4 protein-coding genes are annotated in these 2,802 nt (G+C 63.0%); 3 read left to right on the forward strand and 1 reads right to left on the reverse strand.

Features of this window, described 5'->3' with window-relative positions; translation table 11 throughout:
* Positions 1–54: 54 nt before the first annotated feature.
* The 3 genes from A3764_RS14725 to A3764_RS14735 all read left to right on the forward strand — a co-directional run bounded on the left by A3764_RS14725 (position 55) and on the right by A3764_RS14735 (position 1,878).
* Positions 55–480, forward strand: a complete 426-nt coding sequence (locus A3764_RS14725; RefSeq protein ID WP_067922789.1) for a DUF2852 domain-containing protein — start codon at positions 55–57, stop codon at positions 478–480.
* Between the two features lie 71 nt (positions 481–551).
* Positions 552–989: an RDD family protein gene (locus A3764_RS14730; RefSeq protein ID WP_067922787.1), complete on the forward strand. Its 438-nt coding sequence runs from the start codon at positions 552–554 to the stop codon at positions 987–989.
* Between the two features lie 70 nt (positions 990–1,059).
* Positions 1,060–1,878 (forward strand): arginyltransferase, encoded by an 819-nt coding sequence (locus A3764_RS14735; RefSeq protein ID WP_067922784.1) that lies wholly within the window; start codon positions 1,060–1,062, stop codon positions 1,876–1,878.
* 169 nt (positions 1,879–2,047) lie between these two features.
* Here the strand turns inward: A3764_RS14735 and A3764_RS14740 are convergent.
* On the reverse strand, positions 2,048–2,802 hold a 755-nt coding region (locus A3764_RS14740; RefSeq protein ID WP_150122198.1), incomplete at its 5' end, for a TRAP transporter large permease subunit.

Below are 2,802 nucleotides of genomic sequence, written 5' to 3' on the forward strand. Positions count from 1 at the left end.
TCACATCCACTGCGAAAGGCCCGGCGGCCTTTCCCCAAACGAAAGGTACCGACGATGACGACCATCGCATCCGAAACCCTGAATTCCCCGCGCGGCAACCTTCTTGCCCGCACCGAAGGCTGGCTCGACGCCCGCGGCAAGGCCGCCTGGATCGCCGCGACGGTGGTGGGGTTCGTCCTGTTCTGGCCCCTGGGCCTCGCCCTCCTCGGCTATATGCTCTGGAGCGGGCGGCTGGGATCGTCGAAGCGGACACGCCATGCACCCCGCCTGCCCTTCGCGACGCAGATGCGCAGCACCGGCAACGCGGCGTTCGACGCCTACAAGGCCGATACCCTGCGCCGACTCGAAGAGGAACAGACCAACTTCGAGGCTTTCCTCAAGCGCCTGCGCGAAGCCCGCGACAAAGCCGAGTTCGACCAGTTCATGGAAGAACGCGCCAAGCGTGACAGCAGCGAAGACGCTGAAACACCCAAAGCCTGATCCCCTGCCGCGACCCATTTGCCCGGGTCGCGGCCTTTACATCCCCCGCCCCGATCCGAAAGTATCCCCCCATGCTCCGCTCTCCTGATCCCGAAACCCATCCGCAATTCTATGACGGCGTAGCCCTCAAGCGGCTGCTGGCATGGGTTGTCGACGTGACGCTGATCGCCCTCGTCACCGTGGTACTGCTGCCCTTCACGGCCTTCACGGGTATCTTCTTTTTCCCGGCGATGATGATGGTGGTGGGCTTCTGCTACCGTCTGATCACCCTCGCCAACGGCTCGGCCACATGGGGCATGCGGCTGATGGCGATTGAGTTCCGCGATGCCTCCGACGCGCCCTTCGATTTCACGAGCGCATTTCTGCATACCAGCGGCTACGCGGTCTCGGTTGCAATGGCTCCGATCCAGCTTATCTCGATTGTACTGATGGCCACCTCGCCCCGGGCACAGGGCCTGACGGACATGATCCTCGGCACCGTGGCAATCAATCGGCGCGCGCGTCGCTGAAGACGGGGCCCGCGCCCTTGGCGAAACCCGCCGCCCTTGTTACTGTTGGAGAGTTCAAGACCGGAATCCCATGCGCCATACGCTTCCCCTCACACCGCAGTTCTACGTCACCGCCCCGCAACCCTGCCCCTATCTCGATGGCAGGATGGAGCGCAAGCTGTTCACGGCCCTGCAGGGGGAAAACGCGGCCCGGCTGAACGACAGCCTCTCCGCACAGGGGTTCCGCCGCTCGCAGAATGTGCTCTACCGGCCCTCCTGCACCGATTGCGCGGCCTGCCTCTCGGCGCGGATCAACGTCTCGGCCTTCACACCCACGCGCAGCCAGAAACGCACGATCAAACGTAACGCGGATCTGACCCGCCGCGCCACCTCGCCCTGGGCGACGGAGGAGCAATACGAGCTCTTCCGGCGCTATCTCGACAGCCGCCATGCGGATGGCGGCATGGCGGATATGGATGTCTTCGAATTCGCCGCGATGATCGAGGAAACGCCGATCCGCAGCCGCGTGATTGAATATTCCGAAAGCGACGGGACGCTCGCGGGGGTCTGCCTCACGGATGTGCTCTCCGACGGGGTGAGCATGGTCTACAGCTTTTACACGCCCGATCGCCCGCAGGACGGGCTGGGCAATTACATCATTCTCGATCACGTGGAAATCGCCCGCGCCGCCGGGCTGCCGTATGTCTACCTGGGCTACTGGGTGCCGGGCAGCCCGAAGATGGGCTACAAGGCTAAGTTCTCCGGGCTCGAGGTTTATATGGGCGGCCGCTGGCGCCGCATGCGCGACCCCGAAACCTTCTCGGCCGAGCGGCACCCCCTCAGCACCGATCCCATCGCCGAGCAGGTCGCCAACATCTCGCTGCCTGACACGGCCCGCCGCCGCAGCTGAACCACCGACCCCACGAACAGCCCCGCGCCCCCTTCTCATGATCCCAAATACTTTGGGGAGTTTGAGGGGCAGCGCCCCTCATCCTTCCGTCAAAGCGCCACGTCAGTTCCCGTAACGCAAAAGGCGCCCCAAGGGGCGCCTTTCACATCCCGAACATGCCCTTCCCGGGTCAGTTCGGAATGAGGTCCGGCACGATGGTTACGATCGACGGGAAGAGCCAGAGGATCGTAAGCCCCGCCACCTGGATCAGTACGAAGGGCACGATGCCGCGATAGATATGCGCGGTTGTCACGCTCGCTGGTGCCACGCCCCGCAGGTAGAACAAGGCGAAGCCGAAGGGCGGCGTGAGGAAGGACGTCTGCAGGTTCACCGCGATCATGATCGTCACCCATTTCGGATCGAAGGTGCCGCCGTAGATCACCGGCCCCACGATCGGGATGACGATGTAGATGATCTCGAGGAAGTCGAGCACGAAGCCCAGCACGAAGAGCACCAGCATTACGATCAGGAAGACCGTCAATTCGTTGTCGAAGCTCTTGAGGAACTGCTGGATGTAATGCTCCCCCCCGAAGGAGATCACCACGAGGTTCAGCAGTTGCGAGCCGATCAGAATGGTGAAGACCATGGAGGTCACCTTCGCCGTCTCGCGCACCACCGGCGTCAGCACGCCCGAGGTGTAGAGAACCCAGCAGGAGAACAGCAGCCCGAAGATGGCATAGAGATAAGCGCCATAGGCCACGATAAAGGCGATCCAGGACTCGAAGCTGACGGATTCGGTATTGATCCGCAGATCGAAGTTCACACCGACGAGGATGCAGACCACGATGGCAAGGGTGGAGAAGATCACGATCTTGGGCGACCGGTCCTGATCCTTCAGCTTGCGGTAAGCGGCCAGCATGATGGCCCCGCCCGCCCCCAGTGCCG

Source organism: Sulfitobacter sp. HI0129, from assembly GCF_001635395.1.
GTDB lineage: Bacteria > Pseudomonadota > Alphaproteobacteria > Rhodobacterales > Rhodobacteraceae > Sulfitobacter.

Excerpts from the sequence above, each read along its gene's own strand:
- A3764_RS14725 (WP_067922789.1), top strand. The coding sequence starts at position 55 with ATGACGACCATCGCATCCGAAACCCTGAATTCCCCGCGCGGCAACCTT.
- A3764_RS14730 (WP_067922787.1), top strand. The coding sequence starts at position 552 with ATGCTCCGCTCTCCTGATCCCGAAACCCATCCGCAATTCTATGACGGC.
- A3764_RS14735 (WP_067922784.1), top strand. The coding sequence starts at position 1,060 with ATGCGCCATACGCTTCCCCTCACACCGCAGTTCTACGTCACCGCCCCG.